Here is a 20,765-nt window from a genome sequence, read left to right as displayed (position 1 = left end):
GCAGTTAGTCCACAAGAAGGAAATCACCAAGACTTGGAGAATACTAAACTGAATACAATTTTGGGGGTAAATAGACAGAATGTTAAGCTATAAAAATAGCACAAAAGAAATAGCAGCAAGCGGTACCGATACAGCAATCATTTCGGTTGGTGCAACAGAACAGTTCGGACCTTATTTACCGATGCATCTGGATACTTTAATAGCAGAAAAGTATGCTGAATCATTTGGAGAAGCTTTAGGTGCATATGTTCTTCCAACATTACCCTTTAGTACATCAGAGGAACATGCAAGTTATAAAGGCACTGTTACTGTAAGTCCCAATGTTTTAACCGCAATGTTAGAAGAAATAATAGCAAACCTTAATAGACAAGGTTTTAAGAAGTTTGTACTATGCAATGGACATGGTGGTGCTTATTGGGAATCTGCTTTTGTTAAACATATAAATTATAAGTATGAAAATATAATACTAATCACTGCATATCGTCATTTCGCCTGGGAAGAAGCACTAACCGAGGCAGGATTGGAAGGATTAAATGAGATTCATGGCGGATTATTATCTGTTTGTACAGCCATGTGGCTATGCCCAGATTTAGTAAAACTAGAACCTATGGGTTCGGATGTACCATTAGAGAATAGAAGATTTGCAGACTATATTTTTTGGGACAAATTAACAAAGGATGGTTGTTGGGGTAAATTTGACAATGATATCTATACACCTGCGCAGCTTGCAGAGATAGGAGAAACATTTTGGACTTCCTTTATATCAAAAAGAGGAGAAAATCTAAAATCAATTCTTGAAGAAGCCTATACACTAAAAGTGAATTGAAAAAGTTATTTATTTCTGCTTTTATCTGTTTATACAGCTGTGGGTACCTCAATAAAGAATCATTTATTCTTTATGGGGTATCTTTTTTTATCGCCAAAAGCAAATGCAACGCTGCCGTTACGTCTATTGTGGTTACGCTGACTTAGCGTAGCAAAGCCTTGCACACACATCATATTCTATGAAACACGTTTCGGGTCAAGGGGATTTTTAGCTTCATTCCTTTCATGGAATACTAAAGAAAGGTAAAAATATGCTTTTTATGGTGACAGGCACCATTTGGCATTGTCGAATAATGGTATGTTTCGTATAATTTTAGTTATCTAGACTGGTGAAGATAATGGGGTTGTCTATGAGCAGGTTAACGGTGGTGGCGTATACGTTTGGGGTTTTGTTTTTTCTTGTGGGCTGCGCATTTTCTGTGTTTTATGGTTATAAGGTTATGTCTCATGATTTGCCTGAAGAAGATAGGAACATTGAGGATTATAAGTATCATTTTGTGTTGGTGCCTGAGGAGCTGGACAATGATTATTGGCGGCTGGTTGAAAAAGGGGCTCAGGAGGCTGCAAAGGATTATGGTGTTTTATTGGAGTATGCCGGTCCGAAGCAAGCCAATATCGACGAACATTTAAAAACGATTGAAATGTCAATGGCCGCTAAGGTAGATGGAATTATGACTCAAGGTCTAAGTGACGAGCAATTTACCCCGCTCATCAATAAGGTTGTAGAGAGAGTTCCTGTGATAACTATCGATACGGACGCTGCCAATAGCAACCGAATTGCGTATATTGGAACAGATAATTACTATTCTGGGTATCTAGCAGGTAAAGCATTGATTGAAGATACAAAGGGGCAAGCGAACGTTGCCATTATTACAGGAAGTTTTTATGCGAATCACCAGCAGCTGCGCGTACAGGGTTTTCAGGACGCTGTGAAGTCTGAACAGGGAATAAAGATTATTACAGTTGAAGAATCAGAAATTAGTAGAGTTCGTGCTGCTGAAAAGGCCTACCAAATCTTGAAGGATTATCCCGAGGTCAATGCTTTCTATGGGACAAGTGCTCTAGATGGGATCGGAATAGCCCAAGTAGTTGATAAGTATAAAAAAAACGATACCATTTATATCATTGGATTTGATACTCTGCCTGAAACACTTGATTACATATCGAAGGGCATTATTGAAGCAACAGTTGCTCAGGAACCATATGAAATGGGATATCGAGGTATACAAATGATGATTAGTCTCATTGAAGGTAAGAGTGTTCCTCCAATCGTCCATACAAATACTCGTATTTTAAGAGCAGCGGATATGCCTCTAAGTCATCTAGGCGGGCAGGAGGCTGGATACTAATGTTGTTTCGAATTCGGTCAAAACTGCTCCTTTATTTTATTGTACTGGTTGTTTTGTTAACTTCAGTGGGGTTCTTTTTTTATAAAAGTAGTGAAAACCTTGTCAATGAATATGATGATAGTTTTGAACGGTTTCTTTTGTTAAATGAAATCTCTCAAAGAACTAATTTAATTACAGAAAACCTACAGGGTTATCTTCTAGATAAGGAAAATTCCTATTTAAAAGCCTATAACAAAGAAAAGTCTAGTTTACTTAGAGACCAGAACCTCTTTAAAAAAGAGATGAATTCTAATGATGTAACGGTTATTAATTATCATCATATGATTGAGAGTTTTCTTGAAGAATGTGATGCCACAGTGGCAGCCTTCCATAAGGATGATATTAATGAATATTCAAACCATCTTAATGAAGTATTAAAAATAGCAGGTTTCCTTCAGGAAAGTACACTGGCTCTCTTAAATAATAAACTTACCGACTATCAAAATTTTTATGATCAGATGGAAAGACAAAATCATTATTATAAACTATTATCCTTTTCCCTTTTTGCTGCCGCCTTTTTTCTCAGTACCTTAATTGCGCTTTGGATATCTGGCGGGATTACAAAACCAATTACACTTTTATCTCAAGCAGCCAAGCAAATTTCAAAGGGTAATTTATCTGGTCAGGATATTAAAATTTCCACCAAGGATGAATTAAAGTTATTAACTGAGACGTTTAATCAAATGCGTTCAAACCTAAGGCAGTATGTAAAAGAAATTAAGCAGAAATCGGAACTGGATAAACTATTAAAAGAATTAGAGTTAAGAAGTCTTCAAAATCAGATTAATCCACATTTTCTATTCAATACTTTGAATACGATTTCAAAGATGGCTTACCTCGAGGAAGCGGAGCATACCTCAAGATTGATTGAATCTGTGGCTGCCTTACTGCGATACAACTTAGGCGGTGATTTAAATAAAGCTGCCACCCTTCGAGATGAAGTAGCCATTGTTAAAGAATACTTTTTTATACAGCAAACAAGGTTTGGGGACCGCATTCAATTCATCACAGATATTGAAGAGGATTGTTTAGACCGGGAAATTCCAAGTTTAACACTGCAGCCAATAATTGAAAACGCTTTTATACATGGTGTTGAATCGTATGAGGAAAATGGAGAAATCCGTCTTCATATCTACAAAAGTAATCACAGAATTCATGTGGAAATTGTAGATAACGGAGACGGTATGGATGAAAACACTCAAAATAAATTGCTAAATTATGTGAGTGGAAATGAAATAGAAGAGGAGTACGACTCGGATAAAAAACAAGGTCATTCAACTGGTATAGGGGTAAAGAATGTGATTCGAAGGCTCCAGCTTTTTTACGGTCAGAAAGACATTATTGAAATACAATCAGAGTTGAAAAAAGGCACAACGTTTAGACTGACTATTCCAGACACGGTAATAGGGGGAAAAGAGCTTGTTGAAAATTCTAATTGTGGATGATGAGATACTAGAGCGGAGGGCATTGACGAAAATAATAAACAACTCTTCTGAGAACGTAACGGTGATCGGCGAAGCCCCTAACGGGAGAAAAGCAATTGAAATGGCTGGAGAACATAAGCCTGATATTATCTTTATGGATATTAAAATGCCAGGAATTGACGGGGTGCAAGCTGTCAAGGAAATTAAACGTACCGAGCAAAACATCCGATTTATCATGGTTTCCGCCTTTAATACGTTTGAATATGCAAAGGAAGTTATGCAGCAGGGTGTGAAAGAATATATCCTGAAACCTAGCAGGAAACAAGACATTCTTGAAAGCTTACAGCGGGTTTCTTCTGAAATCAGTGGGGAACGGAAGCAGTTGGAAGAACAGCAGTACCTTAAGCAAAACCTCGAACGTGCGGTGTCCATCGCCCAAAAAGAATGGGTATCATCACTCATTTTGAATCCCGTTCATGATATTACGTTTGATGAATGGAGTCAGCTGTTAGGAGTAGAGATCACCTCTGGATATATTATGCTGCTTTCCCTGTTGCCGCCGTCGGAAAAGGGAGAACTCCTGCCGCTAGAAAAGCAAAACTGGTATCTATGGCTTAAGGATCTTTTAAAATCATATCATAAAAATCAAGAAGTATTATTGGGACCTATGACGGAAAGCCAAGTACCGGTATTGTTTTTATGCAAACAAACAACAGAAAAAACACATTTTAAAATAAATGCCCAAGCAGTGACTGACCATTTACTCGCCCAATTCCAAAAGAGTCACTTTCTTGCAGAGTTAAGAATAGGAATCGGTCTTCCATACAGTAATGTCCATGAGTTGAATAAATCCTACCATGAAGCCGTAGCTGCACTAAATCAGCTTTTAAAAACACCTCACCGAAAGTATTTATTTGGAGGTAAACAAGGGGCCATTGGGTTACCCACAACATCGGATTTACTACAAGTTGAGAAAAAGCTATTGGATGCCCTGCGGCAGGGAGACCTAAATAAAGCCATGTTTATTTTTGACTCGTTTTCGGCAAACCTTATGGATCATGAAGGTATGAAAGCTTCTATGGTAAAAAAATCATTTGATGAATTGTTTATTCTTATTTCGAGAATGCTTCATGATTTAGGGATAAGGTATGAAGGGTCCTTTCAGATCAAAGAATCAAAGGAAATTAAGGATATGTTTGATAAAGGCAAATCTTATTTATTGTCTGTCGTACAACATATTCAAGTATGGAGAAGCAGTCATGCCAAGGGGATGCTCCATAAGGCAAAGGAATATATTGAACATCATTATGCGAATTCCATTACACTGGAACAAGTTGCAGACTATGTGGAACTAAGTCCCTATTATTTAAGCAAATTATTTAAAGACCGATTTGGGATGACTTTTATTGATTACCTAACCGAAATAAGGATTAAGCAGGCAAAAATAGAAATGGTTGACGCTTCAAAAAGTTTAAAAGAAATTTGCTATTCAGTCGGGTACAAAGATCCGAATTATTTCAGCCGCGTATTCAAAAAACATACAGGGTTATCCCCAACTGAATTTCGAAGGGAAACAGTAAGTTAATAGTTTTATCGTTTGAAGGACCGGTTCGTACTGAATCGGTCTTTTTTACTTGCAACAAAATAGTCTAGATATTCACAAATTAGTGCTATAGGTTACAGCTATTGAACAAAAACTCCAGGTGATAACATATGTGTAAGGGCTTTCAAGAAGGTAAAGGTAAACGAAGTTTACCAGAGTCTTTACAAAAAAAGCAAAAGGAGAAGGATGACATGTTTAATAAGAAAAAAGGGTTAATTCTATCATTAACAGTTGCGTCTAGCATTCTATTAGCAACTGGCTGCGGCGGTACAGAAAAAAGTTCAACAGATTCTGGAAAAGGCAAGGATGGCGACCTTCCAGCAGTAGGTGCAACGATTTATAAATTCGATGACAACTTCATGTCCTATGTTCGTCGTGCAATGGAGACGGCAGCAGATGGAAAAGTAAATTTAATGCTGAATGACTCTCAAAATGACCAAGCGAAGCAGGTTGAACAAGTAGATACGCTTATTGCCAAAGGAGCAAAATCTCTGGCAATCAACCTTGTGGATCCTAAGGCAGCACAAACCATCATTGATAAAGCAAAAGTGAAGGATATTCCAGTTATCTTCTTTAACAAAGAGCCGGATGCAAGTGTATTAGCGGGCTATGAAAAAGCTTATTATGTCGGAACTACTTCATCTGAATCAGGTGTAATTCAAGGTGAGTTAATCGCTAAGGCATGGGAAGCAAATAAAGATAAATGGGATAAAAATGGTGATGGCAAGCTTCAATACGTTCTCCTAAAAGGCGAGCCAGGACACCCTGACGCAGAAGCTCGTACAAAGTTTGTTATTGATACGGTTAAGGAAAAAGGAATTGAAGTAGATGAATTAGCTTTAGATACAGGTATGTGGGATGCAATGAAAGCAACTGAAAAAATGGACGCTTGGATTGCAAAATACAACGAAGATATCGAATTTGTTATTGCTAATAACGACGGAATGGCGTTAGGTGCCATCGCTTCTCTTGAAAAAGCAGGTTACTTCTCAGGAGATAAGTTTATGCCAGTTGTAGGTGTAGATGCAATCCCAGAAGCACTTGAAATGATTGAAAAAGGGAAAATGGTTGGAACAGTCCTAAACGATGCGAAAAACCAGGGTGCAGCAACCGTTCAACTTGCAGCTAATGCAGCCAATGGTAAGGATGTATTAGAAGGAACAGAGTGGAAGTTAGACGATAAAAAAGCAGTTCGTGTTCCTTATGTAGAAATCACAAAGAACAATATCCAAGTAGGAAAAGACGCTTATAAATAGGCATAAGAGGGGGAAGCGCCAAGTCCAGGGAAAAATTGAATTGCATTTTTCCTAGGGGATAGATCCTATGGCGCTCCTCGAACGAAGGAAAAGGATCCATTTTCTTTTCCTTCGTTCGGGGCAATGTTTCTAAGCACTCAAATGAAGCAGGACGGATGAAAACTAAAATCATTATATAAAACCGCATGTTAAATGGTTAGGCAAGGAGGTAAAGTATGTCAGCAGCAAGTTCGGCCAATTTACTTGAAATGATTAACTTAACAAAAAGATTTCCAGGTGTAATCGCGCTTAATAACGTTTCCCTGAAAGTGAAGGCAGGGTCAGTACATGCCTTAATGGGTGAGAATGGTGCTGGAAAATCAACCTTAATGAAGTGCTTATTCGGTATATATTCAATGGATGAAGGGAAAATCCTGTTGGATGGGCAAGAAGTTTCGTTTGCAAATTCTAAGCAAGCGCTTGAAAACGGAGTTTCAATGGTCCACCAAGAACTAAACCAAGTTCGCCAGCAAAATGTAATGGATAATATTTGGCTGGGAAGGTATCCGAAAAAAGGAATCTTTATTGATGAAAAGAAGATGTATGAGGAAACCTCGGCGATTTTTAAGAGTTTGGACATCAATATTGACCCGCGCAGCAAAGTAAGCAGTCTATCTGTCTCAGAAATGCAGATGGTGGAAATTGCGAAAGCTGTATCCTATCATTCAAAACTGATTGTAATGGATGAACCAACTTCCTCCCTTACAGAAAAAGAAGTGAATCATTTATTTACGATTATTAAAAAATTGCAAAGTGAAAACGTAGCGATTATCTATATTTCACACAAGATGGAAGAAATATTAAAAATCTCTGACGAAGTGACCATCATGCGTGACGGTCAGTATATTGCAACGAAAAGTGCCAAAGAATTAACGACGGATGAAATCATTAAGCTAATGGTTGGCCGTGACTTATCACAGCGTTTTCCAGAAAAAATTAATCAACCAGGAGAAGTAACTCTGAAAGTGAAGGATTTAACTGCCGAAACAGATGGATCATTTTCTACTATCAACTTTGAGTTAAGAAAAGGGGAGATATTGGGAATTGCCGGTTTGGTCGGTTCCAAACGTACAGAGGTTATGGAAGCACTTTTCGGAATCAGAGGACTAAAATCAGGAAGTATTGAACTAAATGGTAAAGTTGTTCAAAATCATTCGCCGCAGCATGCCATAAAAAATGGCTTTGCCCTAGTGACGGAAGAAAGAAGGACAACAGGCATTTATCCACAACTCAGCATTAGCTTCAACTCCATTATTGCTAACCTGCCTCAGTATCGAAAAGGGTTGTTTCTATCAGAAAGTAAAGTTCATGATGATACAAAATGGGTGATTGATTCAATGAAGGTCAAGACACCGTCACAAAAAACTCCAATTGGAAGTCTTTCGGGCGGTAACCAGCAGAAGGTAATCATTGGCCGCTGGCTGCTCACAAAACCGGAAGTATTATTGCTGGATGAACCAACAAGGGGAATAGACGTTGGGGCAAAGTTTGAAATTTATCAGTTAATTAATGAATTAGCTGCCGAAGGCAAAGGAATTATCATGATTTCATCTGAAATGCCTGAACTTCTGGGGGTAACAGACAGAATTTTAGTTATGAGTAATGGAAGAGCAGCTGGAATCGTAGACACGAAGACGACATCTCAAGAAGAGATCATGCGATTAGCAGCTTTGTATTAGGAGGAGATGTAAAATGAATACTCAGGCCACTAAAAGATCAACGGTTACAAAATGGCTGTTCGATAATGTTATCTATGTATTTTTGATTCTACTAGTTATTGGGATTGTGATTGCGTCTCCTGACTTTTTGTCTATGACTAACTTAATTAATATCTTAAGTCAGTCATCCTCAAGGATCATTATTGCTCTTGGAATCGCAGGTATTTTAATTTTAGGAGGAACAGACCTATCTGCTGGAAGAATGGTCGGACTTGCGGCTGTAGTTTCAGCTTCCTTGCTTCAAGCAGGTGATTATGCCTATAAAATGTATCCTAACTTACCGGAATTACCTTTATTTGTTCCAATTATCATTGCAATGGTAGTAACTGGGCTATTCGGAACATTAAATGGATTTATCGTTTCTAAGTTTCACGTACCGCCATTTATTGCAACCTTAGGTATGATGATTGGGGTGTATGGAATCACTTCAATCTACTTTGACCGTCCTCCATATGGAGCACAGCCAATCGGCGGATTAAGTGAAGGTTTTACAACATTTGCTCAAAAAGGAATCAAACTAGGTCAATATGAATTTCCATACCTGATTTTATATGCAATTGTATTTTCCATCATTATTTGGGTTGTTTGGAATAAAACACAACTCGGTAAAAATATGTATGCAATTGGTGGAAATGCTGAAGCTGCAAAGGTTTCCGGCGTTAACGTTGCAAAAAATATTATCATTATTTACATGATTGCTGGTTTATTATATGGATTCTCAGGTACATTAGAAGCTGGCCGTGTTGGCAGTGCAACCAATAATACTGGTAATATGTACGAGTTAGACGCGATTGCAGCCTGTGTAGTAGGTGGGGTATCCTTATCAGGCGGGATTGGAACTGTTCCTGGAGTCATCACTGGGGTTCTAATTTTCCAAGTTATAAACTACGGATTAGCCTTCCTAGGTGTTAGTCCATACATTCAATTCATCGTAAAAGGAGCTATCATCATCGTAGCCGTCGCCTTTGATATGCGGAAACATGCTAAGAAAAAATAATCATTGTAGGACATCTTTTAAAGGATGTCTTTTTTTTATAGCTTCAAGTAATATGCAACGCTGCCGTTACGCCCATTGTGGTTACGCCGACTTAGCGTTGCAAAGCCTTCCAAAAACATCCTAGTCTATGAAACGCGTTTCAGGTCAAGGGCTTTTTTAGCTTCATTCCTTTCGTGGAATACTATAGAATGGAATAAACAGGTAGATCCATTTTCAGGAAGGTTGTGATTAGCATTTGTGTTTAATTTTATTTGCTTATAAAGTACATCCAGAATATAAGCTGATCGTTGCTGCGAATCGAGATGAATTTTATCAAAGACCGACTGCTCCTGCTCACTTTTGGGAGGATGACTCTGAAATCCTTGCTGGAAGAGATTTAGAAAAAATGGGTACTTGGATGGGCGTTACGAAAAACGGCCAGTTTGCTGCCTTAACAAATTATCGGAATCCAACTGAAGTGACGGAGGGTAAACGTTCACGGGGGGAGCTTGTATCAGGCGCACTCAAGCACAACGGAGAAATAATCGAATATATGAAGAGCCTGGCTAGAAATCACGACATGTACCCTGGGTACAATTTGCTTGCTGGTAATGGGGATCATTTTTACTATTATTCTAATGTGGGTCAGGAATTAAAGAAAATAACGCCGGGGATATACGGTGTCAGCAACCATTTATTAAATACTGAATGGCCGAAAGTGAAACGGGGCAAAGCTGGTTTAACGGAAATCATCAACAATCAAAAGCCGGATTTAGTTGAAGACCTTTTAACGCTTCTCCAAAAGGCAGACAGAGCTCCGGATGAAAACCTTCCTCGAACTGGCGTAACATTAGAATGGGAGAGAATGCTATCACCCATGTTTATTAAGAGTGAAAATTATGGGACAAGGAGTTCAACGGTCTTATTAATGTCTGATAAAGAAATTCATTATGTAGAGCGTGTATTTTCTGATCATGAAGTAATTGATCAGCATTACACAATAGAACGGGGATAAAAAAACTAATCAAACGTTTGATTGAATCGGTTGGTAAACTAATCAAACGTTTGATTAAATGCTTGAACGACATCAGTCGGTTTTATCTGATTCCTGTTCAGACGCCGCTCGTTTAGTCCCTTTGCTGACATAAGGCTTCGCACTTTTTGCTTTTTTCGCACCTGCTTGCCAACGATTCCAGCCCTTTTTTCCTGTCCCTCTGCCTACTCCACTTTTTGCCTTTGCCTTTGGCATATAACCACTCCATCATAATTGAAAAGGTTATTGGATTTCTTTATTAAAAAAACCCAATGCATATTTAATACCCTCTTCAATCTCATTTGTATCATAACCTTGTAAATCCTCATGAGTAATTTCCAGAGTTGTTCCTGATAATGAATAACCGCTGTCTAAATTAATATCGAGCAGGACCTCAAACCCATTGGCCGTGTTCTTAATATCAATAATATCGTAATCCAGTATAGGTGCTCCTGTTTGGTACTCTAAAGGTTCTAACTCTGACATTACCATACCCCCATATTTACTTCTAGTCTATATTCGAACATAGGTTATACCAAAAGCGAAAAATATAAACATTTATCTGCAGGAAATTCCTACGTAACAAACGAAATGAAATTAGTCGATATTTTGTATCATAACAGACATTAGATAATTAATATTAACGGAATATTCACATAAATATAATACAAGGCTCCCTGACTACCCAACCATCATTTAAAAGGAGAGATATGCATGCAGCGGCAAAAGCTTTTAATTAATGGGGAAAGATTAAAGAATGAGCTTGAACGATTTGCGCGCTTTGGCCAGACTGAGAATAATGGTGTAACCCGGCTGGCACTATCAGATGAGGATCGGTTGGCCAGAGATTTTTTTCGGTCATGCTGTGAGGAATTAGGTTTAACCGTTAAGGTTGATGACATGGGCTGTATGTATGCCAATCTCGAAGGTACAGAGAATAAGCCGCCCATACTGATAGGCTCCCACTTGGATTCGGTTAAAAAAGGCGGCAGATTTGACGGAGTGCTAGGAGTGTTAGCTGGTTTAGAAGTTGTCCGAACACTGGTAGAAAATAATATCAAACCGCAAATCCCGATTACACTTGTTAATTTTACGAATGAAGAGGGTGCAAGATTTGAGCCATCCATGATGGCGTCAGGAGTGCTTTCCGGTAAATTTGATAAGAATATGATGTTGAAAAAGAAGGATTCCACTGGAATCACGTTTGGTGAAGCACTTAAATCGATCGGGTATGAAGGGGATGTAAAGAATCGGCTAAAAGAGGGGACTGCATTCTTAGAATTGCATATTGAACAAGGTCCTATTCTTGAAAAAGAAGCACTGTCCATTGGCGTTGTCGAATGCGTGGTTGGAATGGCGTGCTATGATATTGAAATAACAGGTGAATCTGACCACGCCGGAACTACGCCGATGAGTATGAGAAAAGATGCTTTTTTTGCTGCTAACAATCTGATTAATGAGATTCGAAGTGTATTAGGGTCATTAGATGAGGAATTAGTATTTACCATCGGGAGGGTAAACGTGTACCCGAGTATTCATACCGTTATTCCGAATAAGGTTATATTTTCCTTAGAAGCAAGGCACAAAAATCCTAAGATTGTCACGACGTTTAAAGAATTTGTTGAAGAACTCCCAAAACGAGGCTTAAATGAAGGCTGCGAGGTAAAAACAACGAAATTATGGGAGCGCGATACAGTTTGGTTTGATACCGAAATCGTTAACCAATTAGAAAAATCAACAAAGTCCCTAGGATACAGTAATAAAAGAATGGTCAGCGGTGCAGGACACGATGCACAATTTATTGCCAGCCTTGTACCCTCTGCCATGCTTTTTGTTCCAAGTTTTAATGGGAAAAGTCATTGTGAAGAAGAACTGACCTCATGGGATGAGTGTGAAAAAGGGGTTAATGTACTATTGGATACCGTTTTAGCGTTATTATCGAAATAAAAGCAGACACCTGGTAAAGTGACCAGGTGTCTGCTTTTATTTCCCTTTATTCGAGTACTGGTTTTTTTATGGAAGAACTTCCAATAAGAAATTGAACAACTATTTTAAAAATTCTTTGCAGTTTATCCTGATATTTTGTATATTAATATAGTTAATATGATACACCCTAACTCAATTAACTCTTTATTTTTCTGAAAACATCAACTGTATAAAATTATTCGATAGATTGGAGCTTCACATGGAAAGGAAATTACCATTAAAAGAAATCATAGCCTTGGGCTTTTTTATGTTCGCCTTATTTTTAGGTGCTGGAAATATCATTTTCCCGCCATTACTAGGTCAGCAAGCGGGCGAATCTCTTTTATCAGCTATTATTGGTTTTTTAGTTACGGGTGTTGGCCTGCCGCTATTGGCTGTCTTCACCATCGCAAGATCAGGCGGGGATTTAAATGACTTATCCAATCGAGTACATCCTACATTCGCTAAGGTCTTTCCGGTTATTATTTATTTAACGATTGGACCATTATTTGGAATACCGCGTACCGGAACGGTAACGTATGAGATCGGTGTTGCTCCATTCCTGCCAAACGAGAGCAGCATGGGGTTATTTGTTTCAACATTTGTATTTTTCCTTATCACGTATTGGCTTGCACTTAATCCTGCAAAGTTAGTAGATCGTGTAGGAAAGGTTCTTACTCCAGTACTGTTGCTATTAATAGTAGTAATCTCAATCAGAGGATTTGCTTCTCCGATCGGTTCCATGGGTGAGGCGGTAGGAAAATACAGAGACGGAGCGTTTTTTGGCGGCTTTGTCGAAGGGTATTTAACGATGGACGCCATTGCTGCTCTAGTTTTTGGCGTTGTTGTCATTAACCGCGTGCAGGAAATGGGAATAAAAACAGCAACTGTTATTCGTTCTTATACGATTAAGTCTGGGATTATTGCAGGGATTGGGTTATCTTTTGTCTATATATCCTTATCATTTATTGGTGCGACCAGCGTTGAGGGGATTGGAATGCAGGAAAATGGCGGAGAAATTCTCTCATCTGTCACTTCATTTTTATTTGGGCCATTCGGTTCCATCATTCTTGCACTGGTTATTACGGGAGCCTGTTTAACTACTTCTGTAGGTCTGGTTGCAGCATGTGGTGAGTATCTAAGTCAACGATTTCCTAGACTTTCCTATCCTGTTGTTGTAACCATTCTTTGTTTATTTAGTTTTACAATGGCGAATTTAGGATTAAGTCAATTAATTGCTTTTTCCATCCCACTCCTCATTAGTATTTATCCGATTGCGATTGTTCTGATTTTATTATCTTTATTACATTCCTATATACCGGTGTCGAGGGCTGTTTATATAGGGGCGATCATTGGAGCAGGTATTATTAGTATCTATGATGGCTTAACAACTGCTGGTATTGAAGTAGCATCCATTACGACAGCTCTTAACTTCATTCCGCTATACACAAATGGATTAGGATGGCTTTTCCCAAGTATCGTGGGCGGTCTGTTAGGGTTGTTTTTTCAATATGCAAAGCTGTTTAATTGGGCAGCTTCATCCAAATAAGACAAAAAGGATAGATGAGCATGATAAGCAATGCTCTATCTATCCTTTTTTTCGTTTTTAGAATTTCCTAACACCTAACATATTTGCGTTTGAAACCTAACCTGCCTCTATCTAATTCCTTTTGAATGTTCTCAGACGCAAGCAGAATGCTGCTTTTTTTCTTGTCCCGCTTGATTTCGACTGGACCAACAGCCTTAGCGGTTTCAACCGCCTTTTCATGGAGCGGCAAATAGGAAATTCCAACGGTGTACATAAAATTATTCATAGCGGATTTCGTTCGATCAGGAGAATCGTGAATCGTTTTTTCTACCTGATCAAGCATACCTGCTAGTTTATTGGAGCTAAATTCAGTGTCAGGGCGATTACCCAAAAGCCAGCAGTAACAGCTCCAGCCTGCAGACATTTTAAGTTCTTCACCGCTTGTGATCCATCTATCGGCAACAGCTTGGGCAATAGTGGCCTCAGACAACGTTACGGCAACTACATAGTCTGAAAGCATATAAAAATACGCCCGATCTATCCAACGCTCAAAATCCTCCTCAGTCATTGCATGTGGGTCCGCAATAATACCGGCAAAATACATGGCGTCATAGTTCCCAGTGGCGTAAAGCTCCTCAGCTAAAGGCTGATTTTTCTTAATCTTTTTCGCGAGCGGCTTCATTGCGCCTGTAGCCACACCAAAAAGCGGATCATGTGCACCATTACTTATGTACGTTTTTTTAATTCGTTCTTTACCGAGCGCTTCTAGTTCCTGCATAACCGTAGTGACATCCATTTTTTCACTTCCTTTATAAAAATCCTACTCATTACATTGTAATCCCTCGTTATAGCAATTCCAACTTCATAAATTCTCGAAATGGATTCAGCCATCCTCCAGGTTATAAAAAAAAGCTGCATAGCAGCTCAAACACTCTACCACGAAAGCGTAGACTATATGAAATGGTGATTCCACAGTCATGAACTAATGCATTTGGCGTTATGATGACATAATTTGTCCGCCGTTAACATGAATCGTTTGTCCGGTCATAAATCGGGAATCATCTGATGCTAGATAAACATAGGCTGGGGCGAGTTCAAAGGGCTGGCCTTGACGCTGCATCGGGTTACCTGCAAGCGGAACTTGGTCTGCAGAGAAGCTGAATGGAATGAAAAATAGATAGCTCTTCTTACCTGAATTACTGTCAACTGCACGGAGAAATTATCCAGAATGCCTAATAATGAAAAACAGTGAAAAGATAAGAAAAAGCTGCATGAAACACGCTTACATATAATTTGTTATCGCTTTTATGGCAAATGTTTCCGTTTTCTAACGCTTTGTTTTAGATGACCCTTATGTACGATAATGAAGATATAAATCTTTCAAAGGTGGTAATAATATGAAAAAAGCAATCGGAAGTTTCATGGATACTTATGGAAAATACATCGCTGTAGCAGCATTTGCTCAAAAACAATGGACTAAAAATGATTTAGAGTACATGGTAAGTTTGTTTAGAGACGACTCTCAAAAATAATGTTGAGAATCGTTTTTTTTTGCGATAAATATCCTCCTATAATAATGGTTTGCAAATACGGTAATGACCTTTACCAGGTACATAGCCTAAACCTCTATTAAGCTTTTGCGTGGCCTCATTTCCCGCTTCCGTTTCCGTTGTCATCGTATGAGCTCCTTCACTTATGGCTTCTTGAATGGACAGAAGTTTAAGCACTTTGGCAATTCCACGTCCGCGATAGTGTTGGCTCACCCCAGTATAATCCGTATACATAACTCCCGTTTCTTCCGTACTAAATAGAGTGGAAACGCCAATAAATCGATCACCGTCGAGAGCAATAAATACCCATTTTTCTTTCGAATAATTTTCTGGGAGTGCATCCTTCCGCCACTCTGGAAAGGCAGGAAGGTTTCCGGATTGCCCTGGGTTGTCTTTTGATGTTTCTACATATAAGTCATACAATTTCTGTACTGACACCTCACCCGCTATATCAGCTAAGGTAATAAAGGTAATACCGGAGTTTTGTAATTTATGTACAGTGTCTGAAAGTTTGGATACGTCTAGTGTATTCACGTCTAACCTTAACTCAAAAATATGAGCATCCAGTAAAAAACCATGCTTTTGTGCAAAGGGAAGGGAGCCTGGAATCCAATCCTTTACTTCAGAAAGGAAGACGGAAGCTTTATGACTGGCAGCCCAATCTTCGAGATGAGAAAGAATCAATCCTCCGACGCCTTGTCTTTGATAGTCTGGATGAACGCAAAAAGTACTCGCAAGTTCACCTGGATTACTCCATGGAGCCCTCCATGAGGAACCAAAGCCTATGACCTGACCAGCTGTGTTTTCTGCTAACACTCTTATTCTCCCAAAACCTGATAGCAGGCCATTCTCGTTTAATGTGAGTGTAGATGTTTGAGGAATATGGCGATCCTCTTCCTCAAGAGCTTCAACGGTTGCAGAACCAGGTTGAATGGAGTTAAACAGTTGGGCTATATGTTTATAGTCTTCCGGTAACTGAAGATCACGAAGCTTAATTTTTGTAGATATATGATTATTAGATACCACTCAGCTCTTCCTCCAAATTTAGGATTAGAAATTTAGTATTCTATCTCTCTTAAATAAATCCTCCCTTTTTACAAAAGCTGGATATGGCAGTCCCTCTGATAAAAATAAAATATTTATTTTACCCATTCGAAGAGTTGAATGGAACCCTTTTTTGTACGTCCTCATTCGGACAAGCGCAAGGGAACCCCCTCTGCCCCTGTTCAATCTGACTACGCGGGTTCCATTTAACGGAAGTGTTGTAAAATAATAGAACAAAGTGTAAAATTACACTAAATACATACAAGAGATTTTTAGGAGGGGGCATTCCATGAAAAAAAATATACTTCCACTGATTTTGTATTTTGGTGTAGTTCCACTCGTTCTTTCATTTATCACCATTTTTATTCAAGCAAATAACTTCTTGTTGACTACTATTCTACCACTGGTCATCGGTGGACTTACTGCTGGCGGTATCGCAAGTAGAACACTGCACAAAACAGATGATAAAAAAGGGCGGAGCCTTCTATTCTTGTTTCCGCTAGCTTATACTGCAGTACTCTGGGGCATTTTCATGCTCATTAACAGTGGGTTTTATGGAGCAGATTCATGGTTAGTTTATGGTATTTTTCATATAGCTATGGCACCAATTTTTTTTATGACAATACTAATGGGCGAGGGAAGATTATTTCTATGGGCCCCTTTAGCCTATGAACTAGCATTTGTATTTTCTATTTTCACATCATTTTTGGTAAAGAGGGCTCGCCCCGCTTTTAATAAGAAGCAAGCATTGACTCTATTAACAGTTTTCGTCGTGGCGATGGGTACGGGGTCGGCTGTTCAGTGGCAAAGGAGTAAAACAGTTTTGCCGTCCTATGGTTTTGAGTATGGCAGAGGCTATTCTTCTACCGATTTAACTCCTTATGAAGTGACAAATCCAGGAAATATCCTGCCTAAACTAGAATCTCCATCTACTTTTAAGATTAAAAAGCCTAGCGATATGCCTGTATTAGATGGTGCAGAAGCAGCATTTCCTGTCTATTCCGCATTTGCTAACAATGTCTACGAAAACATCAGTAATGTCGCTAACGTATCAGAGATTGTCTCCTTCACAAATACCATTTATGCCTATGAGAGACTATTGTCTGGTGTGGTGGACATATACTTTGGTGCAGAACCATCAAAAGAGCAGCAGGAAATGGCTAAAAGGCAAGGGAAGGAATTAGTCATGACGCCCATTGGCAAGGAGGCATTTGTCTTTTTTGTCAATCCGAAAAATAAAGTTGATAGTTTAGATGTCTCCGAGATCCAAAGCATTTATTCCGGAAAAATAAAAAGTTGGTTAGAACTTGGTGGAAAGAACGAGCGGATTATTGCTTTTCAAAGACCTGAAAATTCTGGAAGTCAAACGCTGCTCGAAAAGATTATGGGTGATACGCTAATCATGGAACCTTTGAAGGAAGATGTTCCAGAAGGAATGGGAGGGATTATCGAACAGGTTGCTGATTACCGGAATTACGATAATTCAATCGGATTCTCTTTCCGCTTTTTTGCTACGGGCATGAGAGACCATGCAAATATTAAACTACTTGCAATAGATGGAGTCGAGCCAACACCTGAGAATATCGCAAGCGGAAAATATCCTTTCACTGCAAACCTTTATGCGATAACATTAAAGAATAACACCAAGCCTGGCATTGAACCCTTTTTGGAGTGGATGCAAGGTGCGCAAGGTCAAGAGATCATCGAGAAAATTGGTTATATTAAAAACTGAAGGTTGAGGGTGGAATAAACGATGAAAAAGGTAAGATGGGGAATTTTAAGTACGGCAAAAATAGCGCAAAAATCATTAATCCCGGCGTTTGAACGAGCGCAAAATGCTGTGGTTGCAGGAATTGCCTCAGGCAGTGGTAAAGCGGAAGAAACAGCTGCGCAATTTAATATCGCAAAGTCATACACCAGTTATGAAGATATGCTTCAAGATCCAGAGATAGATGCAGTCTATATCCCGCTGCCAAACCATCTACATAAAAAGTGGACGCTTGAAGCGGCCAATCACGGAAAGCACGTTTTATGTGAAAAACCAGCTTCCTTAACGGCTGACGAAACAAAAGAAATGGTGGAGTACTGCCGGGAGAAAAAAGTTAAATTTATGGAAGCTTTTATGTACCAATTTCATCCCCAGCATGAACGGGTGAGAGAAATCATCAAAAGCGGAGAGATTGGTGAAGTGAAATTCATGCGGGCCAGCTTTTCCTTTTCACTTGCCCAATGGGAAGGAAATATCAAAACGGATCCGGAAAAGGGTGGAGGAAGTCTTTATGATGTTGGCTGTTACGCCATTCATGCCATTCGGAATATCACAGGTGCTGAGCCGGTAGAAGTCCACGTTCATGCCAATATGGATCCAGATTACCGAGTAGATACATCCGCTTTCGGCTATATGCAGATGGAAAATGGTGTTCATTCTCATTTTGATTGCAGCTTTGATATGGCATTTAGGGCAGAGTATGAGGTGATTGGAACTGCCGGCCAAATAAAAGTTCCGAGAGCTTTTCGTCCAGATAATCATGAGGGAGAAGGACTTATTATCGTTCAAACCGAAACTGGAACAAGGGAAGAAAGAATCGTTGCCGATATCTACCGAGAAGAAGTTGAGCATATCTCACAGGTGATTTTAGAGGATGGTGTACCTTCTTATACAGGGGAAAATGCCATCCAAAATATGCGTGTCATTGAGGCATGTTATGAATCTATACATTCAGGAAAAATTATTAAATTAGTATAATAAAAAATCAGCAGAATCCCTTAGCAGTTCCAGGGAATATGCTGATTTTGTTTTGTTTCTAGTATTAATTTCCAATATAAACATAGTGTTTTACCACTTTAGCGAGAAATAGTATGATAGGGAGAGGCTGAATTTTCAAAAGATTTAACGAAAGGGGGGGACTGAGCATGACAACATTATTAGAAATGAAAAATATTTCGATTGAATTTCCGGGTGTAAAAGCGTTAAATGACGTATCCTTTTCGACAGAGACAGGTAGTACTCATGCTCTTATCGGTGCGAATGGGGCTGGTAAATCAACGTTAATGAAGGTTCTCTCAGGTGCATATCATCATTATACTGGTGAAATATATTTGGATGGAAAAAAGGTTACGATTCGCTCGCCCAAGGAGGCGCAAGAGCTTGGTATTCAGATTGTTTATCAAGAAGTCGACACAGCATTAATCCCGTATTTGTCGGTTGGCGAAAACATCATGCTAAATGAAACCGTAAATGATATGGGAAAAAAACAATTCGTTAGCTGGAAGCATATACACGAAAAGGCAACGGACATATTAGAAAGCATTCATGTAAAGATTTCATCAAAGACATTAGTAAGTGAACTAACGTTAGCAGAAAAGCAAATGGTCATTATCGCACGATCATTGGTTAAGCAATGTAAATTTCTCATTTTGGATGAGCCGACAGCACCGTTAAGTCACTCAGAAACCAAGGAACTGTTCAGGATTGTCAGAGATTTAAAAAGCAGAAATGTCGGAATTATTTTTATTTCACATCGTCTTCCAGAGTTATTTGAGGTTTGCGACGATATCACGGTAATGAAAAATGGTGAATTCGTTTGTAAAGAGAAGATTGCTGAAACGTCCCAAAATAGAGTAGTAGAGTATATGCTCGGGGAAAAACTAGAAGAACAATTCCCAAAATACCATGGAGAAATCGGAGATCATATCTTAGAGGTAAACGGACTTTATGATACAGGGATGATTAAGGATTTTACTATGCATGTGAATGCAGGGGAAATTGTTGGAATTGCTGGATTGGTAGGTGCAGGAAAATCGGAGCTTTGTAAAGCATTATTTGGTGCAGCAAAAGTTACCGCAGGTGAAGTAAAAGTCAAAGGAAAAAGCGTGAAAATAAAGGACCCAAGCCAAGCAGTAAAGCAAGGTTTAGCACTTGTACCAGAGGAGAGAAGAAAGGAAGGTATTTTGGTTCAGGAGAGCGTCGCTGCCAATCTTACTGCTGCAAGCTTAGGAAAGTTTTCAAAAGTTTTGAGCTTCCTTGACTTCAAAAGAGAAAAGGAAGTTGCAGGTCAGATGATTGGCAGTCTAGGAATCAAAACTCCTTCACAAGAAACTAGGTTGCAAAATCTATCAGGCGGTAATCAACAAAAAGTAGCGATTGGTAAATGGCTGATTGCCGACGCAGAGGTCTATATTTTTGACGAACCAACAAAGGGTGTAGATGTTGGTGCAAAGAAAGATATTTTTGAGCTCATATCACAGTTAGCGAAACGGGGAAAATCCATCATTTATGCATCTTGTGAGTTCTCGGAAATTTTAGGAATTACTGACCGTGTATATGTGGTTTATGATGGACAAGTGGCTAAAGAGCTGGATACCAAATCAACAAATGAAGAAGAATTATTATTTTATTCAACAGGGGGTAAATAG

The 20,765-nt window shown here is 39.0% G+C and carries 18 protein-coding genes and 1 pseudogene; 14 read left to right on the top strand and 5 right to left on the bottom strand.

The window, feature by feature from the left end:
• The first annotated feature begins 79 nt into the window (after positions 1-79).
• The 8 genes from ACN6MT_RS01120 to ACN6MT_RS01085 all read left to right on the top strand — a co-directional run bounded on the left by ACN6MT_RS01120 (position 80) and on the right by ACN6MT_RS01085 (position 10,244).
• The gene (locus ACN6MT_RS01120) at positions 80-826 is read left to right on the top strand and encodes a creatininase family protein (protein WP_419954468.1); all 747 of its coding nucleotides are present in this window, start codon (positions 80-82) and stop codon (positions 824-826) included.
• A 349-nt stretch (positions 827-1,175) separates the two neighbouring features.
• Complete coding sequence (locus ACN6MT_RS01115) at positions 1,176-2,174, top strand: sugar-binding protein (RefSeq protein ID WP_419954467.1); 999 nt, start codon at positions 1,176-1,178, stop codon at positions 2,172-2,174.
• Entirely contained in the window at positions 2,174-3,658 is a 1,485-nt protein-coding gene (locus tag ACN6MT_RS01110) for a sensor histidine kinase (protein WP_419954466.1), read from the top strand. Before ACN6MT_RS01115 ends, ACN6MT_RS01110 begins: the two co-directional genes overlap by 1 nt.
• Positions 3,633-5,222: a response regulator gene (locus tag ACN6MT_RS01105; RefSeq protein ID WP_419954465.1), complete on the top strand. Its 1,590-nt coding sequence runs from the start codon at positions 3,633-3,635 to the stop codon at positions 5,220-5,222. Before ACN6MT_RS01110 ends, ACN6MT_RS01105 begins: the two co-directional genes overlap by 26 nt.
• Before the next feature lie 209 nt (positions 5,223-5,431).
• Positions 5,432-6,496 carry a galactose/glucose ABC transporter substrate-binding protein MglB gene (mglB, locus tag ACN6MT_RS01100; protein WP_034674792.1) on the top strand — a complete coding sequence of 355 codons (1,065 nt, stop codon included), beginning with the start codon at positions 5,432-5,434 and terminating at the stop codon, positions 6,494-6,496.
• A gap of 215 nt (positions 6,497-6,711) precedes the next feature.
• Positions 6,712-8,214 carry a galactose/methyl galactoside ABC transporter ATP-binding protein MglA gene (gene mglA, locus ACN6MT_RS01095; protein WP_419954464.1) on the top strand — a complete coding sequence of 501 codons (1,503 nt, stop codon included), beginning with the start codon at positions 6,712-6,714 and terminating at the stop codon, positions 8,212-8,214.
• 13 nt (positions 8,215-8,227) lie between these two features.
• On the top strand, positions 8,228-9,250 hold the full coding sequence (mglC, locus tag ACN6MT_RS01090) for a galactose/methyl galactoside ABC transporter permease MglC (protein WP_034674797.1): 1,023 nt from the start codon (positions 8,228-8,230) through the stop codon (positions 9,248-9,250).
• 235 nt (positions 9,251-9,485) lie between these two features.
• A complete protein-coding gene (locus tag ACN6MT_RS01085) occupies positions 9,486-10,244 on the top strand; it encodes an NRDE family protein (RefSeq protein WP_419954463.1) in 759 nt (252 codons plus the stop codon).
• Between the two features lie 72 nt (positions 10,245-10,316).
• Here the strand turns inward: ACN6MT_RS01085 and ACN6MT_RS01080 are convergent, their stop codons facing one another.
• Together ACN6MT_RS01080 and ACN6MT_RS01075 are read right to left on the bottom strand one after the other, a co-directional pair.
• Positions 10,317-10,478, bottom strand: a complete 162-nt coding sequence (locus ACN6MT_RS01080) for a DUF3934 domain-containing protein (protein ID WP_082799537.1) — start codon at positions 10,476-10,478, stop codon at positions 10,317-10,319.
• A 27-nt stretch (positions 10,479-10,505) separates the two neighbouring features.
• Positions 10,506-10,748 carry a hypothetical protein gene (locus tag ACN6MT_RS01075; protein WP_419954462.1) on the bottom strand — a complete coding sequence of 81 codons (243 nt, stop codon included), beginning with the start codon at positions 10,746-10,748 and terminating at the stop codon, positions 10,506-10,508.
• Positions 10,749-10,976: 228 nt separating this feature from the next.
• Here ACN6MT_RS01075 and ACN6MT_RS01070 point away from each other — a divergent pair, with 228 nt between their 5' ends.
• Together ACN6MT_RS01070 and brnQ are read left to right on the top strand one after the other, a co-directional pair.
• The gene (locus tag ACN6MT_RS01070; protein ID WP_419954461.1) at positions 10,977-12,209 is read left to right on the top strand and encodes a Zn-dependent hydrolase; all 1,233 of its coding nucleotides are present in this window, start codon (positions 10,977-10,979) and stop codon (positions 12,207-12,209) included.
• Positions 12,210-12,447: 238 nt separating this feature from the next.
• Positions 12,448-13,776: a branched-chain amino acid transport system II carrier protein gene (brnQ, locus tag ACN6MT_RS01065; protein WP_419954460.1), complete on the top strand. Its 1,329-nt coding sequence runs from the start codon at positions 12,448-12,450 to the stop codon at positions 13,774-13,776.
• A gap of 67 nt (positions 13,777-13,843) precedes the next feature.
• On the opposite strand, the gene ACN6MT_RS01060 is transcribed toward brnQ, so the two are convergent.
• On the bottom strand, positions 13,844-14,551 hold the full coding sequence (locus ACN6MT_RS01060) for a DNA alkylation repair protein (RefSeq protein ID WP_419954459.1): 708 nt from the start codon (positions 14,549-14,551) through the stop codon (positions 13,844-13,846).
• A 201-nt stretch (positions 14,552-14,752) separates the two neighbouring features.
• Positions 14,753-14,923: pseudogene (locus ACN6MT_RS01055) on the bottom strand (SDR family oxidoreductase); the annotation flags it as partial.
• Between the two features lie 229 nt (positions 14,924-15,152).
• Here ACN6MT_RS01055 and ACN6MT_RS01050 point away from each other — a divergent pair.
• Complete coding sequence (locus ACN6MT_RS01050; RefSeq protein ID WP_419954458.1) at positions 15,153-15,287, top strand: hypothetical protein; 135 nt, start codon at positions 15,153-15,155, stop codon at positions 15,285-15,287.
• 36 nt (positions 15,288-15,323) lie between these two features.
• On the opposite strand, the gene ACN6MT_RS01045 is transcribed toward ACN6MT_RS01050, so the two are convergent.
• Positions 15,324-16,331: an N-acetyltransferase family protein gene (locus ACN6MT_RS01045; RefSeq protein ID WP_419954457.1), complete on the bottom strand. Its 1,008-nt coding sequence runs from the start codon at positions 16,329-16,331 to the stop codon at positions 15,324-15,326.
• A 307-nt stretch (positions 16,332-16,638) separates the two neighbouring features.
• Here ACN6MT_RS01045 and ACN6MT_RS01040 point away from each other — a divergent pair, with 307 nt between their 5' ends.
• From ACN6MT_RS01040 to ACN6MT_RS01030, 3 genes are all read left to right on the top strand, one after another.
• Positions 16,639-18,081, top strand: coding sequence for a PstS family phosphate ABC transporter substrate-binding protein (locus ACN6MT_RS01040; protein WP_419954456.1), 1,443 nt, complete (start codon positions 16,639-16,641; stop codon positions 18,079-18,081).
• A 21-nt stretch (positions 18,082-18,102) separates the two neighbouring features.
• Positions 18,103-19,095 carry a Gfo/Idh/MocA family protein gene (locus ACN6MT_RS01035; RefSeq protein WP_419954455.1) on the top strand — a complete coding sequence of 331 codons (993 nt, stop codon included), beginning with the start codon at positions 18,103-18,105 and terminating at the stop codon, positions 19,093-19,095.
• A 167-nt stretch (positions 19,096-19,262) separates the two neighbouring features.
• Entirely contained in the window at positions 19,263-20,765 is a 1,503-nt protein-coding gene (locus ACN6MT_RS01030) for a sugar ABC transporter ATP-binding protein (RefSeq protein ID WP_419954454.1), read from the top strand.

This window comes from Neobacillus niacini (genome assembly GCF_048572935.1).
Classification (GTDB): domain Bacteria; phylum Bacillota; class Bacilli; order Bacillales; family Cytobacillaceae; genus Neobacillus; species Neobacillus niacini.
This window is presented reverse-complemented; position numbering and strand designations above follow the sequence as displayed.